Source organism: Campylobacter concisus (assembly GCF_002913545.1).
GTDB classification, from domain to species: Bacteria; Campylobacterota; Campylobacteria; order Campylobacterales; family Campylobacteraceae; genus Campylobacter_A; species Campylobacter_A concisus_AV.
The window spans coordinates 14,101-27,505 of the sequence record NZ_PPBR01000040.1; the positions used below are offsets into that span (position 1 = coordinate 14,101).

At 34.7% G+C, this 13,405-nt stretch carries 15 protein-coding genes; 6 read left to right on the forward strand and 9 right to left on the reverse strand.

The annotated features are described in order from the left end of the window. Nucleotides 1-28 precede the first annotated feature (28 nt). The 3 genes from CYP05_RS02710 to csx20 all read right to left on the reverse strand — a co-directional run bounded on the left by CYP05_RS02710 (nt 29) and on the right by csx20 (nt 1,835). Nucleotides 29-1,048 carry a CRISPR-associated DxTHG motif protein gene (locus CYP05_RS02710; RefSeq protein ID WP_103641914.1) on the reverse strand — a complete coding sequence of 340 codons (1,020 nt, stop codon included), beginning with the start codon at nt 1,046-1,048 and terminating at the stop codon, nt 29-31. Beyond that, nucleotides 1,032-1,367, reverse strand: coding sequence for a hypothetical protein (locus CYP05_RS02715; protein WP_103641915.1), 336 nt, complete (start codon nt 1,365-1,367; stop codon nt 1,032-1,034). Before CYP05_RS02715 ends, CYP05_RS02710 begins: the two co-directional genes overlap by 17 nt. Before the next feature lie 93 nt (nt 1,368-1,460). After that, entirely contained in the window at nt 1,461-1,835 is a 375-nt protein-coding gene (gene csx20, locus CYP05_RS02720; protein WP_103641916.1) for a CRISPR-associated protein Csx20, read from the reverse strand. 166 nt (nt 1,836-2,001) lie between these two features. On the opposite strand from csx20, the gene CYP05_RS09895 reads away from it, so the two are divergent. Then, nucleotides 2,002-2,139, forward strand: a complete 138-nt coding sequence (locus tag CYP05_RS09895) for a hypothetical protein (RefSeq protein ID WP_181001156.1) — start codon at nt 2,002-2,004, stop codon at nt 2,137-2,139. Nucleotides 2,140-2,379: 240 nt separating this feature from the next. Here CYP05_RS09895 and CYP05_RS02730 read toward each other — a convergent pair whose 3' ends face one another. Both CYP05_RS02730 and CYP05_RS02735 read right to left on the reverse strand, forming a co-directional pair. Continuing rightward, a complete protein-coding gene (locus tag CYP05_RS02730) occupies nt 2,380-3,576 on the reverse strand; it encodes an ATP-binding protein (RefSeq protein WP_103641917.1) in 1,197 nt (398 codons plus the stop codon). 311 nt (nt 3,577-3,887) lie between these two features. Beyond that, nucleotides 3,888-4,145 (reverse strand): hypothetical protein, encoded by a 258-nt coding sequence (locus tag CYP05_RS02735; RefSeq protein ID WP_103641918.1) that lies wholly within the window; start codon nt 4,143-4,145, stop codon nt 3,888-3,890. A 216-nt stretch (nt 4,146-4,361) separates the two neighbouring features. On the opposite strand from CYP05_RS02735, the gene CYP05_RS02740 reads away from it, so the two are divergent. The 4 genes from CYP05_RS02740 to CYP05_RS02755 all read left to right on the forward strand — a co-directional run bounded on the left by CYP05_RS02740 (nt 4,362) and on the right by CYP05_RS02755 (nt 9,528). Continuing rightward, entirely contained in the window at nt 4,362-6,269 is a 1,908-nt protein-coding gene (locus CYP05_RS02740; protein WP_103641919.1) for a DUF262 domain-containing protein, read from the forward strand. Next, nucleotides 6,266-7,744, forward strand: a complete 1,479-nt coding sequence (locus CYP05_RS02745; RefSeq protein WP_103641920.1) for a DUF2779 domain-containing protein — start codon at nt 6,266-6,268, stop codon at nt 7,742-7,744. Before CYP05_RS02740 ends, CYP05_RS02745 begins: the two co-directional genes overlap by 4 nt. A gap of 57 nt (nt 7,745-7,801) precedes the next feature. Then, entirely contained in the window at nt 7,802-9,010 is a 1,209-nt protein-coding gene (locus tag CYP05_RS02750; RefSeq protein ID WP_103641921.1) for a PD-(D/E)XK nuclease family protein, read from the forward strand. 182 nt (nt 9,011-9,192) lie between these two features. Beyond that, nucleotides 9,193-9,528 (forward strand): hypothetical protein, encoded by a 336-nt coding sequence (locus CYP05_RS02755; RefSeq protein WP_103641922.1) that lies wholly within the window; start codon nt 9,193-9,195, stop codon nt 9,526-9,528. Here CYP05_RS02755 and CYP05_RS02760 read toward each other — a convergent pair. The 4 genes from CYP05_RS02760 to CYP05_RS02775 are packed head-to-tail and all read right to left on the reverse strand — an operon-like array spanning nt 9,507 to nt 12,441. After that, a complete protein-coding gene (locus CYP05_RS02760; RefSeq protein ID WP_103641923.1) occupies nt 9,507-10,082 on the reverse strand; it encodes a metallophosphoesterase family protein in 576 nt (191 codons plus the stop codon). The genes CYP05_RS02755 and CYP05_RS02760 overlap by 22 nt on opposite strands. A 17-nt stretch (nt 10,083-10,099) precedes the next feature. After that, nucleotides 10,100-10,636, reverse strand: a complete 537-nt coding sequence (locus CYP05_RS02765) for a type II toxin-antitoxin system death-on-curing family toxin (protein WP_103641924.1) — start codon at nt 10,634-10,636, stop codon at nt 10,100-10,102. A 12-nt stretch (nt 10,637-10,648) separates the two neighbouring features. Continuing rightward, on the reverse strand, nt 10,649-11,566 hold the full coding sequence (locus CYP05_RS02770; protein WP_103641925.1) for a helix-turn-helix transcriptional regulator: 918 nt from the start codon (nt 11,564-11,566) through the stop codon (nt 10,649-10,651). A gap of 53 nt (nt 11,567-11,619) precedes the next feature. Then, nucleotides 11,620-12,441 (reverse strand): SIR2 family NAD-dependent protein deacylase, encoded by an 822-nt coding sequence (locus CYP05_RS02775; protein ID WP_103641926.1) that lies wholly within the window; start codon nt 12,439-12,441, stop codon nt 11,620-11,622. 106 nt (nt 12,442-12,547) lie between these two features. On the opposite strand from CYP05_RS02775, the gene CYP05_RS02780 reads away from it, so the two are divergent. Then, complete coding sequence (locus tag CYP05_RS02780) at nt 12,548-13,357, forward strand: hypothetical protein (protein WP_103641927.1); 810 nt, start codon at nt 12,548-12,550, stop codon at nt 13,355-13,357. The last annotated feature ends 48 nt before the right edge of the window (nt 13,358-13,405 follow it).

The following is a 13,405-nucleotide window of genomic DNA, read 5'->3' on the forward strand; positions in this document are numbered from 1 at the left end:
TAGACATATAATGTCTAAAAATATTAAATTATAGGCTTTCTTGTATATTTATAAAATTCTGATATTTGTCAAACAGCTTTTTTATCTCTTGTTTGATATGGCTAAATTCTTCTTCACTGATATTGCCATGTGCAAAGTCGTTGCGTAGTTCATCTAATCTATTACGGTAATTAGTTAATTCATTTAAATTTTTAAATTTTGTCTTGGCAACTGATTTTATTTCAGCTATATCTGATGCTTCAAGCTTAAATTCAAATTCATGATAGGGTTTACGAAAATTTTTCATTGTATTTTCTCTAAACTTATCATCTTCGCATTCTCGAGATTTTAATGCTTGAACAAAAAAATTACTTACCAAATAATTCTTACGCTCCTTTTTTTTGGAGCATTCATCTAAAGTTTTCTTATACACGATAGGGATATTTCTTTCAAAAACTCCAACTATATAACTATTCACACTTTCAAATAATAATACCAACGACTGCAACAAATAACCCTTTTTAAACATATCTTTGGCTAATTTATATCTAAAAATATATGCGCTGTCGCTCCAGTCACATATTTTTTTTAGTCTATCTTTTAGATCCCTAGCTCTTGATATCAGCGCAATATCATCTATCTTGTCAAGCTCTTTGATCAACTCATTATGTGAGCTTTTTAACTTTGCGATATTTAGGCTTAGTATATTATTTGAAAAATCGTTTAAAGCATTTACTAGTGGCTCAAATCTTTTTACCCTTATGTGTTGAGCCAAGGTATAGTTTTGAGAAAAAGCTGCGATAACAAAGGCGATATTGGCGATATCTAGGTATTGCCTTAAGTCTATTATCTCGTATAGCTTAAATTTTTCTATCTCCTTTGCAAACAAAATTTGATCTATTTGGGAGACGTTTGAAAAGTTTTGTATGAGTAGATCAACCAGTGCGAGCAAAGGCAGATGCCTAAAGCCATGCGTCACGTCAAAGACGATCTTACCAACACCAATTTTAATTAGATCATCTATCACTCTCTCAAATATCTCAAACAAAGCTTCAAAAATTTTTCTCATCTGTGATCTTGTAGCTATCGTTAAAATTTATCTGAAAATTTACGTAGTGAGCCATTACCGCTTCATTAAACTCCCTAGCATCTGTGGTATATATGGGTACTATATTTTCAGCACCAAATTTATCTGCCAGCAACGGCAAAGTGTTAAAAAACTCTTGCGATTTATCAGGGCTCTCACCAGCGAAATAATATCTAGCGCAACCTTCGGTTTTAATGTTCTCTTTTTGGCCTTGTATGCCAAGAATCGTAATAACGGCTATTTTGTTGTTAATCTCTTCACTCTGGGGCGGATTTGCTTTTTTGACTATAGTTAGTGGCATTTGCATCCTTTAAATTTAACAGCTTATATTTTTGAAGTATAGAAGATTATCTCGTTTTGCAACTTGTGTTTTACTTAATAAAAAAGGTAGGCTTTATAAATACTCCCTAAATTTTTCATGCTTAAATTCACGCCTCGTTACCAATTTACCATCTATAGTAAGCTCCTCAAAGATGCGTTTAGTGGTAGCATAGATAGTTTTTATCCCAATATTTTTGGCAAAATTTATCATGTTATAAGTAGCACCAAAGTCACCTTGTACCAGCAAAATATCACCAGCTTTAGCTTCAAGCATCAACTCTTTTTTGTATGTATTTAAAGCATATAATATATTTTCATCTGCTGGGTTGATATTTGACCACGTATTATCTGCAATATTTATTATATAGTCGATATCAAATGATTTTATAGCTTGATCTTTTTGCTCTTGTGTTAAATCATGGTTTATTAGAACAAACATTTTTTTCATTATTATTCCTTTTTAAATAAACAAGATGGGATAGTATCTAGCAAGTTGGACACATTGTGGCAAAAAAGAAGCAAAATAGCAAAATTGCTTAGTTTTAAATTTTTATGACATATTCTGTCGTTTTTGTACCCTATAATTATTGTACTTCTATAAGACAAGGATAAAAATGAAAACAAAAACAAGAGACACAGTTATAGTAGCGTCTATCAAAGGAAGCATCAGCCTGCATGTAAGAGTCGTGAGATCTAAAAAGACCTACACAAGAAAGCAAAAGCACCCAAAGGATAATAGAAGATCAACATAGTAGATTTATATAAATGCAAATCACTCCAAGGCTATTGCACAAAATTTACATCAAGCCTATATCCAGCAGCATTTGCATAGGCATTTAAAGTAGAACCAGTTTTTTCTTCGTTAAATCATTTTTTCAAATCTTTTGAAATTTTAGACGCTATTTCCGATTTTGTGTTGTATATTCTAAAAAGATATAATCCCCACCCTTTAGGCAATGTTCTATTTGGCTTATCTTACACGTATATAAACCCTAATACAAAAACCCAAATAGCCACAATGGTATCTTATTGCCGACACCAACTTCAATATCATCTGCTGCTACAAATGAATTTGGTATATCTTTTATCTGCTCAAAGCTCTTTTTGGCTCCACCTATTTCAAAGACAAATTCGCCTACTATAAAATCTCCAGCTTTGCCTGAGTAAATTTCAGTAATATTTCCAAGCTGATTGGCAAAGAATGTTTCTCTCACATTTCCTATATCAGGGCTGTTTATATACATTAAATTTGTATTTTCAAGGTAAATTTTATCCGCCTTATCCATATTTTTTATAGCAAGCTCTTTTTTCATTAAAAGCCTTATGAGCCCAGCACTATCAAGCATAGCAAGATACTCTTTTAGGGTTCTATCGTCTCTTATATCAACAAGCGATTTTAGACTTGAGTAGTTTGGTTGATACGGGACGTTTGTGCTTATAGCATGAGTTAAGATCTTTAGCTTTCTTGCCGTATTGCCGTTTAAATTTGGATATATACTTAAAAGATCACTATCTATCGTAGCTTCTATGCTTTGCCTTAGAGTCTGATAAAAGACAGTATCATTTGGCATATCATTATAGTATGGGTAGTAACCCACCTTTAGATACTCTCTAAAAAGCTTAATAACTGCTAGCTCTTTTTGTTTTAAAGTATTAATGATATCAACAGCTATATCCTGATGGTTTGCAAGTAAATTTGTAAGCTCAACCGCTTCTAGATTTATGTCGTATCTTAGCCCTACATACTCCCTAAAACTCATTCCACTCATCTTATATACTATCGCTCTTCTGTTTAGATCATGAGAGCTTTTTAGCACTTCAAGAGCAGACGAGCCTGTAGCTACTATGTTTAGATCTTTAAAATTATCATAGGCAAATTTTAATACTGCAGATATATCTTTACTTTTATGAATTTCATCTAGGTATAGATGCTTTCCACCATTTAGTACAAACTCTCTTATAATCGAGGTTATATCATTTGATATCTCTATGTCATCTAGGCTTAGGTAAAGACTATCTTTGTTTTTACTAGCTAGCTGAGCTAGTGTAGTTGTTTTACCTATTCCTCTTTGCCCAAGGATAACGATAAGTCTATGAGATAAATCCTTGGAGTCTATAAAATATCTTTTAAATTTATGGTTGTTTAATCTTATAAGGTCATTGCTTTTTAAAAAAAGTTGATCTAACATAGTTTATCCCTGAATTATGTAATACAATACAATTATATCATAAAAATGCATGGAATAAAATACAGACAAGATTGTTTTTTAAATAAAAGCGTATTTTATTATAAATGACTATAAGCATTTGTTCTTTACTGGAGAAAGCAGTGCTATTGGGTTCTTTCTAAAATTTAAGTTCCATAATATTAAAGCATTACTTTTAATATCCACCTTTTTCTCATTGATAAAAATTTATCTATTAAGCTAGATTCTTTAGAATTTAGGAAGTTACCAGTTTTTGTAGGTTTTTAAAACTTCACGAGCCCATTTATGAAAGCCTATATGCGAAAAAGATCGTCCTCTAGTTCATATACTTGCCCAAATATCTCAGCGTTTTTGTTCTTTTGCATAAGCTTAAATATAGCATCTGCACCGGCTATGCCGTTTTCAAGCCTACCACACATCGTGCGGTATATCCATCTTGTGCAGACAAAGCATTGATTTGTCGAATTGTTTAGCAAGTGACCCAGCATATCCTTTGCTTGCTTCTCTTTACCAGCCTCAAATAGCTCCTTTATCTGTCTGATCTTTTTCATCGCCACTCCTTTTTTGGATGAATTTTAAAATAAAAAATGGACAAATTTTATTCCTATTTTGCTGGTATAATCTCACAAAAAAGGACTTTGAAATAAAGATCTTTTTGACGATATAGGGTAAGTAAAAGGAGAAAAGGTGATAGAACAGAAATCAGTGAGAGATATGATATTTGATATAATAATATCTAAACAAAAATCTAATTAAAGGATTTAAAAATGGCCGAATTGGTTTCTCTTAACGATATTTTTAACAATAGATACTATAGGATACCTGATTATCAGCGCGGATATGCTTGGGGCAAGGCACAATTGGATGATTTCTGGGATGATTTGAATGAATTGGAATTGGGAAGGATTCATTATACAGGTGTTTTAACACTAGAGGATGTTACTGATTCGGAGAGGCAAGACCATGCTGATATGTGGCAGCGAGACAATGGTGCAAACAAGTCAAACTCAGTATGTTACGTAGTTGATGGGCAACAAAGACTTACTACTAGCGTTATTTTAATAAAAGTTTTACTAGATAGCGTAAAAGATGAAGAGTGGTTTTGCGATAGGAGACCAAAAGAATATGTGAATCAATATATCGGGGGAGAAAACCCAGAAGGTAGTTACTATTATTTTGGTTATACTGCAGATAATCCTAGTTTTGAATTTTTAAAAACTAGGATTTTTGGCAATAGCTCTATAACAAATGAAAACAAAGATACTTTATATACCAAAAATTTAGAAGATGCAAAAAAATTTTTTGAAAACAAGATCAAAAAAATATCACTAACAGATAAGGAAGTTGTATTTAAAAAATTAACAGAAAATTTTAAATTTAATAAATACATTATATCTGATGAAATGGATGTATTTGTTGCTTTTGAAACAATGAATAATCGTGGTAAAAAATTATCCAATTTAGAACTATTAAAAAATAGGCTCATTTATATTTCCACTAAATTTAATAAAGAGCAAGGTGGAGAAGCATTGAGATATGAAATAAATACATGCTGGAAAAATATATATGAATTTTTAGGTAAAAATAAAGACAATATACTTGATGATGCTGATTTTTTAAAAAATCACTGGATAATGTATTTTTCTTATAATAGAGAAGTTAGTAATGCCTATATGGTGGATCTTCTGGATAAAATATTTACTTCAAAAGAGGTTAATAAAACACTTAATGTAGAATATATAAGGCAATATATTAATAGTTTAAAAGACAGTATAGAAAAGTGGTATATTTTACATAACGTGTCGGAATATAATGAAGACAAAGAAATAAAAATACTCTTGGAAAAACTTTATAGATTAAATTATGGTGCTTTTAAGCCCATTTTAATGGCTGTTTTACTAAGACCAGAAATATGCAAAGTAGATTTTGTTGATCTATTAAAAATAATAGAAAGATATATTTTTTTAATTTTTTATATATCTAGAAGACGTTCCAACACAGGCGATAGTTCGTTTTACGCCGATGCTAGTGAATATTACAAAAACAATAAAAGTATAGTTGACATAATTAAAAATATTAAAAAATGGTTAGTGGACTATATAAAACCAAATCATTTCTATGACTACATTCAGGATAAATTTAATGAAGGAGGAGGATATTATTATTGGAATGGGCTTAAATACTTTATGTACGAGTATGAGCTTTATTTGAGGGAAAAATCTAAAAACTCGGAGTTAAAAATATCTTGGAGTAGTTTTACTAGTATTAAAAATAACTATTGCACTATAGAGCATATTTTACCTCAAACGCCTGATGGAAATTGGAAAAAGGTCGTCAAAGGATTAAGGGGTAAAAAAATTCAAAAAATAGTAGGCACTATAGGAAACCTTGTTCCTCTTGCAAATGCTAAAAATTCAAAATTAAGCAATTATGACTTTTTAATTAAAAAGAGTGGAAAAGATGGAGAATTTGTTGGTTATTACAATGGTTCGTATTCAGAAAATGAGATAGCCAAAGAAAACGTATGGGGTTTAAATGAGATTAAAGTAAGAAGTGAAAAACTCATAAAATTTTTATTCGATCATTGGGAGATAGAGACTTATTTAAATGAAGATGAATCTAACACTATAGAAGATTTAAAAAAAAGACTAACTTTTATAGAAGATGTAGAGTGACACTATCTAAATCCCTCTACATCCGCGGTCTTCAGTGTGAAAAGAGCTTGTGGCTTAAAAAGAAAAAGCCTGAGGTTTTGCAAGCTCCAGATGATGGCGCGCAGGCGGTATTTGATACGGGCACTTCAGTCGGCGAGCTAGCCTGTGAGCTCTTTAGCAGCGGCGAAAGGATAGAGTATACGGGCGACTTTAGCTCACAGATGGCAAAAACAAAAGAGCTTATCGAGCACGGCGCAAAGGTCATCTACGAGGCCACTTTTTGCTTTGACGGCATCCTTGTGATGGTGGATATCCTTCGTATCGGCAAAAACGAGCTTGTCATCAACGAAGTAAAGAGCTCAACCTCGGTAAAAGACGTCTATATAGATGATACAAGCATCCAGTACTACGTCATTAGCTCGCTTGGCTACAAGGTGAGTGCCGTAAATATCATCCATATAGATAGCAACTACGTAAGAGGCGAGAAGCTCGAGCTTGAGAAGTTTTTTCATATCGAAGACGTAACCGAGCAAGTAAAGCAAAAACAAGCGGACATCCCTCAAATTTTAAGTAAATTTGATGAAATTCTCAGCAAAAATATTGAACCGGACATTGACATCGGCCCTCATTGCTCAAACCCTTACGCTTGCGACGCTTGGGAGTACTGCTGGCGCGAGCAGCGAGGCATACCGGAGTATAGTATCTTTGACATATCTCGTCTAAGAAGCGATAAGAAATTTGAGCTTTATAAAAGCGGCATAGTTAAATTTGAAGACATAAAAGAGCTAGATAAATTTAACGCCTCTCAGCAGATACAAATCCGCTCCGAACTATCCAAGGAGCAGATCATAGACAAAGGCGCCATTAAAGAATTTCTAGACACGCTTAGCTATCCACTCTATCACCTTGACTTTGAGACATTTCAGCAGGCGGTACCTGAGTTTATAGGGCTTAGGCCTTACGAGCAGATACCTTTTCAGTTTTCTATCCACAAGGATGATGGCAATGGAAATTTAGAGCATTTTGAGTTTTTGGCCGAGTCGGGAACTGATCCTAGATACGAGCTGGCGCTAAATTTGATCAAATTTATCCCGCAGGACGCCTGCGTACTGGCTTATAATATGAGCTTTGAAAAAGGAGTGATAAGACGCCTGGCCGAAATTTATCCGCAAATCTCAAACGAGCTTATGGCTATCCATGACAATATAAAAGACCTGATGGTGCCATTTGCTAGCAAAAGCTACTACCACCCAAAAATGCAGGGCAGCTACTCTATAAAATACGTCTTGCCGGCGCTCGTGCCTGAATTTGAGTCAGCGTATAAGGATTTAAATTTGATCCATCACGGAGGCGAAGCTATGCAAGCATATGCTGCTATGGCCTGTATGAACGAAACCCAGCGCGATGCCTATAAAAAGGCGCTTTTGGAATACTGCAAGCTAGATACATTAGCGATGGTTAGGGTTTTAGAAAAACTAAGAGAAATCGTGCACTAAGACAAAAAATGTCTAGTTTATTAGATATAATGTTTTAAAAATTGAAAGGAGAAAGGTATGGATATAGAAAAATTTGAATCTATGTTAAAACAAATCAAATTTCTAAGTGACAAGTTAGAAACTAAAAAGCTGCGTGGCAATAATGACTACAACTTATTTTTGGCACTTCTAGATATAAACGATGAGGTTCGGTTACATTCTCGATTTATATATTCGCTTTTAGATACAAGTTCTCCGCACTACCAAAAAGAGCTATTTTTAGAGCTTTTTATAAAAGCTTGCGGATTAGATAATTTTGGACTAAATTTACAAACCGCAAAAGTCTATAAAGAGTATGAAAATATAGATATCTATATAACCGACGGCACGAAGCATATTATCTTAGAAAATAAAATAAATGCTGGCGATCAAGAGGCTCAGATAAAAAGATATATAAAAACCATCCAAAAAGAAAACAGCGGCGAAGCCGAAATTTATGTGCTATTTTTATCGCCAGAAAGGCGTGAGCCTAGCGACTATAGCTTGGATGGACTAAAAATCAGCAATAGTAAAATATTGGATGAATACGGCAATGAAGTAGCTAAATTCAAGGCGATTTCATATAAGGAAGAAATAATGAAGTGGCTTGGCTCGTGTCTTGATGAGGCTGGGAATTTGGCAAATTTAGCCGCCGTGATATCGCAATACAAAAACGTAATTGAAAAAATTTATGGAACCTATAAAGGAGTAGAGATGGATACTGAGGAAATAAGTAAGATAATACTAGAGAACTATGATATAGTCGATGAAATAAGAAATAAATACTTTGATATAGCCAATGCAAATAGGCTTAATGAATTTATGTCAAACGTAAAGACCGAGCTTGAAAAAAGATTATCACAAGAATGGTGCGTAGAAATAGAAGAGGCTGATACTAGAAGGTATTTTGAACCTATAAGTTTTTATAAATATAGTTGGGGCAATGAGCATATACTAACTTTTACTCTAGAATTTGATAATAGGAACTTTCTAAATCCATACATTGGACTTGCTTATGATATAGATAAAATAAATAAGGCATACGTTGATAGTATACAAGTTAAAATTTCTAGCGAATGGAATATAGGTGCGAGATTTGCCAGATGGAAATGGCTAAAAAAAGATCAATTTTTAAGAGAAATAGTCGTAAACAAATATGGCGAGTTGGAGCTGGTTAATGAACTAATAAAAATGAAAGATGAGCTAGAGCCATTGGCTGATGAAATCATTAAGCTAGCTATGGTATAGGTCAAACAGTTATTTTTGGATAGATGGGTCGCTTTAATCGCTAATGCCAATTTAAAGAGTTGGCAATTGGTTGACCGATCTTAACTTTATCTATTTCTAAACTATAGTAAAAGCTGTTATATAGATATTTATAGACAAATTTTGTCCATATTTTTATTTATAATAAAAATATAGGAGCAAAAATGAGCGAGCAAGAACTTTGGCAAGAGTATGATGAGTTTTCTTTTTTGGCGCAGGCTAAGTCAAGCTATGACTATGTAAATAATGCAAATTTTATGAAATATAGCAACACTGAGATGTCAAAAGATTTCTACAGGCAAGCCGTCAAGGCACTAAATAATGCGTATGATGTCGTTACTGAGGCTAAATTTATACTGCAAAATCTAAAAAACGACTTTGGCTGTGAGAGTGAATTTATAAAAGAGATATACTTGCAAATTTTAAATACAAAAATGACGCCATACGAGCATCAAGAGGTAGCTAAAATGATAGAGAGCTATAGCTCTATCGCTCGATAAAATGGCTCTTTTGCGCCGCTACTTGCAGAGTTATAAATTTTAACTCCGTTTAAAACGTCCGTGTGAGATTTTGGCTCGTGGATATGCCCACAAAGGATGATCTTTGCATTTAAAAGATTATTTTTAATAAGCCTTGCAAGCTCTATATCCCCGTGATCTTTGCCATTTTTACTAATGCTCGTGCTTGTCTTTGCTGGGGGAACATGGGTCAGTAAGATGTCGCACTCCGCAAATTCAAGCAGATCATCGCACAAGTAAGGCACGCAGCCAAATTTAACGCCGTTTATAGTCTTTATAGCGCCATCAGAGTATATGGTATTTATAGAATTTAGCCAAGATGGCGGCATATCGTGGTTGCCAGAGCATACAAACACGGGCTTTTTAAAGCTTTTTAGCCACAAAGTTGTTTGCTCTTTTTCTTGTGTGCTCTCTTTATATAGAAAATCACCACTAAAACAAAAGATGTCAAATTTGTCTTGAAGAGCCAAAATATAGTCAAAATAGCCAGCACCAAAGTGCAGATCGCTAGCGTGAAAAAGTTTTAAGCCACTCATTTGTATCTATCAGCCTTTTAATCCCCGAGCAAATTTGTGATCAATTTTACCACCATATCTTTTTGTTTTGGCTCGCTTTGAGCTACAAATAATGCAAGTGTAACAAGGGCGTTGTCGCTAATTCTACGCTCGCTATTACTTTTAAAAAGTAGCTTGCATTTTGACAAAAACAAGACAAATATAAATGATCCGATGCGTTTGTTGCCGTCGCTAAATGGGTGGTCTTTGATGATGTAGTAGATCAAATTTGCCGCTTTTTCTTGTGGGCTCGCCAAAAGATCACGTCCGCCAAATGTCTGGTAGATATTTTTTATTATCCCTTCAAATTCATTTGCCTTTTGGACGCCAAAGATATTTGACGCCTCGCCCTTTTTCATAAGCTCTCTTTTTAGCTCATCCACTGCCATTAGCGCCTCGTCATATCCAAGGATAAAATTTTCGCCTTGATCGCTTTTGCGAAGATCAAGCGATCCATCATCAAATTTTTGCAGTAGCGACCAGCTCTTTTTATAGTATCTAATAAGCTCTAGCGTCTCTTTATCGTTGCTGCTCATAGCGCCTCTTCGTCAGAAATTTATCTCTTTTAGATACTCGCTGACATCTTTTTTGACCTCGTCAGCTAGCTCTTTTGGCTCAAGCACCTTTATAAATGGCAGGTAGTAGTAGATGAGCGGTTTTACCTCCATTATGTGGGTAAATTCTATCTCGATCTCGACTGAGCCGTCGCTATCTTGACCAGTTATGCACTGCTTTGCGTGTGGTTTTCGCTCAAAGTATTTTGCTACTTCTGGCGCTAGCAGTAGTCTTGCTGTTTTTGGAGCTTCTAAGTTTGCCCATGCTGAGTTCATCGCCTTTACACGCTCATCTAGCTCGCCACTTAGTTCAAATTTATCCCCACTTTGCTTTATGTCTTTTATGCTCTTTAGGTGAAATTTCTTAAATTTATTGCCCTTTTTGCTATCAAGCAAGAGCAGATACCAAAATCCCTCAAAAAGTGCCAGCTTTAGAGGTTTTACAAGAAACTCAAAGCCGTTATACGTGCATGTTATCTCCGCTTTTTCTCTTATGGCATCCTCAAGCGCTTGAAAATTTACGAGGTCATCCTCGCTTAGCTTTTCGTTGTTTATATTTGTAAGTATTGGGTGGTTTAACTGCTGAGAAATTTGCTCTAGAAGCACGTGAGCTTTGCTGTAAAAATTTGATCCCATATTTTTTGCCACGTTATCAAGGATATTTAGCACCACTCTATCATCTCCGTCTAGTCCGTCGCTCGCATCCTCGTCGTTTAGGCTCCAGTAGTGCCCCTTTTTGACGGCGCCATACTCTCTAAGCGTGTCGTAAAGGTCGCGCTGGATGGTCTTTGAGGTCACCCCAAGCATGGCTGTTAGCTCTTTTATCGTGTGCGGTCTCTCTCTTAGCTTTAGGGCTATAAAATTTATGCGTTCAAATTTGCTATTTTCTTGTTTGGTTATGATGGGTTTCATTTGGCCTCCTAGTTTGGCGATTATATCCAAATTAGGACTAGAAGGTGTCTTTTCTAGCATAATATCTGCCTAAGACCATCTAGTGCGCCACATTTTAGACTTATGCCGATATACTCTGAGATGTAGTTATCTCGTGGGTTTATGCGGATAAGAGTTGCTTTTTTGGAGCGTTTAACGAATTTCTCACCAAAATTTCTAATTGTCGGTACCGCAAGCCCAGCGCCTAGCTCTATGATCACAAAGCGGCTATCTTTGTTTTGCTCTAGCCACGCTTCATATCTTTTGTGCTGTGCCAAGGTTCTTTTTGGGTTAAACTCATGATCGTAAAACATCATGATATTTGGACGGCTTACGCAGCCACACTCAGGGCAAACTGGCATCTTTGTAGCGATAAATTTAGCCTCATTGACCTCTACGCTACTCTCACACATGCTCCATATCATCCCATCGTCGTTGTGGATGCACTGGGCGTGATGGATCGAGCCATGAACTTCGTAAATTTTATCCTTGTTAAAGCCAGCCTTGGCAAAGTGTCCATCGACGTTTGAGGTATAGACAAAGTAGTTTTCGTTTTTGCTTTTTACAAGATCTAAAAGCAGCCTAAAGCCCTCGTGAGGCTCTGTATTTTTGTATAAATTTAGCCTGTGTCCGTAAAATGCCCAAGCTAGCCTTGGATCATCAAAAAACCACTGCGGATTTGCCATATCTTCAAAGCTTAAATTTTTATCCCTTAAAAGTGGATAGGCTTTCCAAAAGCCTTGATCCCCACGAAAATCAGGCAATCCACTATCTACACCCATGCCAGCACCTGCTGTGATGATGACTGCATCAGCCTCTGCGATGATCTTTTTGATCCTATCTATTTTCTCTTGCATTTTGATCCTTTTGTAAGAAATTTTGGTAATTGTAATGGGTTGATCAGACATTTTTGTGTCCGCTCTCTTTTGGTAAAATAGTGAAAACTTTATAGGAGAGTAAAATATGATAGAGAAATTAACGCTTAGAACAAGAGCATATATTTTAACAGACAAGAGATTTGAGAATTTTATATCCAATCCCGGTGACTGGTTTTATGCCGAAAAAGACGATGAAAAGGTGATTGTAAAAAGTATTTCAAAAAGAGTTGATAAGAAATATAGGCTTTTATTAAAAAAAGAAATATTGGAAAAAGTTAAAAATAATGTCAATGTAATTATTGGATGCATTGATGATGATAAATTTTATAGACTTGAGCTTGAGATAAAAAATTTTGATACCGATACGGAGGTGCTTTTTAGTGATAAATTTGAAATTTGTAAAAATGGGGATATCGTAAAAGTAATACAAAAAGATATGATTGACTTAAATATCGAGTCATTTACCGATTATACCGATGATAATAAAAGAATAAATAGTCTAGCTACTGCGGATAGAATAGAAGGGTTTGGTGGAAGAGATGAATTCTTAAATTGGTACAACAGTCAAGAGAAAAAATGTTGCTATTGTGGAGTTGAAGAAGCTGATTTAAAAGAATACTTTAAAAGCGAAAATACGCAATATGAAAAAGCTAGGCAAAGAGGAAAATTTTTAGAAGTTGAACGAGTGATAACAGCGCCAAAAAGTGAAAATAAATATTCAAAAGAGAATTGTCGTTTGGCTTGTTATATTTGCAATAATGCAAAAAGCGATTTTTTGTCGGCTAAGAGTTTTGAACCTATTGCCAGAGGTATAAACAAATTTTGGAATAACTACTTAAACAAAAATGTAGAATTTCCAGAAGATTTTGAATATTGGAGCAAAAACAAAAAATAGCAAACAAGGCGGTAACTCTACCGCCCAAATTTCTCCGCCGTTATGCAG

Bases quoted from the DNA above. Each gene is read 5' to 3' on its own strand.
- CYP05_RS02710 (WP_103641914.1), bottom strand. From the start codon at position 1,048: ATGAGAAAAATTTTTGAAGCTTTGTTTGAGATATTTGAGAGAGTGATA.
- CYP05_RS02715 (WP_103641915.1), bottom strand. From the start codon at position 1,367: ATGCCACTAACTATAGTCAAAAAAGCAAATCCGCCCCAGAGTGAAGAG.
- csx20 (WP_103641916.1), bottom strand. From the start codon at position 1,835: ATGAAAAAAATGTTTGTTCTAATAAACCATGATTTAACACAAGAGCAA.
- CYP05_RS09895 (WP_181001156.1), top strand. From the start codon at position 2,002: ATGAAAACAAAAACAAGAGACACAGTTATAGTAGCGTCTATCAAAGGA.
- CYP05_RS02730 (WP_103641917.1), bottom strand. From the start codon at position 3,576: ATGTTAGATCAACTTTTTTTAAAAAGCAATGACCTTATAAGATTAAAC.
- CYP05_RS02735 (WP_103641918.1), bottom strand. From the start codon at position 4,145: ATGAAAAAGATCAGACAGATAAAGGAGCTATTTGAGGCTGGTAAAGAG.
- CYP05_RS02740 (WP_103641919.1), top strand. From the start codon at position 4,362: ATGGCCGAATTGGTTTCTCTTAACGATATTTTTAACAATAGATACTAT.
- CYP05_RS02750 (WP_103641921.1), top strand. From the start codon at position 7,802: ATGGATATAGAAAAATTTGAATCTATGTTAAAACAAATCAAATTTCTA.
- CYP05_RS02755 (WP_103641922.1), top strand. From the start codon at position 9,193: ATGAGCGAGCAAGAACTTTGGCAAGAGTATGATGAGTTTTCTTTTTTG.
- CYP05_RS02760 (WP_103641923.1), bottom strand. From the start codon at position 10,082: ATGAGTGGCTTAAAACTTTTTCACGCTAGCGATCTGCACTTTGGTGCT.
- CYP05_RS02765 (WP_103641924.1), bottom strand. From the start codon at position 10,636: ATGAGCAGCAACGATAAAGAGACGCTAGAGCTTATTAGATACTATAAA.
- CYP05_RS02770 (WP_103641925.1), bottom strand. From the start codon at position 11,566: ATGAAACCCATCATAACCAAACAAGAAAATAGCAAATTTGAACGCATA.
- CYP05_RS02775 (WP_103641926.1), bottom strand. From the start codon at position 12,441: ATGCAAGAGAAAATAGATAGGATCAAAAAGATCATCGCAGAGGCTGAT.
- CYP05_RS02780 (WP_103641927.1), top strand. From the start codon at position 12,548: ATGATAGAGAAATTAACGCTTAGAACAAGAGCATATATTTTAACAGAC.